1 pseudogene is annotated in these 302 nt (G+C 56.3%); it reads left to right on the forward strand.

Annotated elements, in window-relative coordinates:
- Positions 1–181, forward strand: a pseudogene (locus tag AC0IZJ_RS28400) (IS4 family transposase); the annotation flags it as partial.
- Positions 182–302 lie beyond the last annotated feature (121 nt).

Raw genomic sequence — 302 nt, forward strand, 5'->3', positions numbered from 1 at the left:
GAAAGCAGGTAGCTTGCAGTGGGCTTACATGGCGATAGCTAGACTGGGCGGTCTTATGGACAGCAAGCGAACCGGAATTGCCAGCTGGGGCGCCCTCTGGTAAGGTTGGGAAGCCCTGCAAAGTAAACTGGATGGCTTTCTTGCCGCCAAGGATCTGATGGCGCAGGGGATCAAGATCTGATCAAGAGACAGGATACTAGTGGAGGAAGAAAAAATGGTGAGCAAGGGCGAGGAGCTGTTCACCGGGGTGGTGCCCATCCTGGTCGAGCTGGACGGCGACGTAAACGGCCACAAGTTCAGCG

The sequence above is a fragment of the Roseateles sp. AC306 genome, assembly GCF_979253795.1.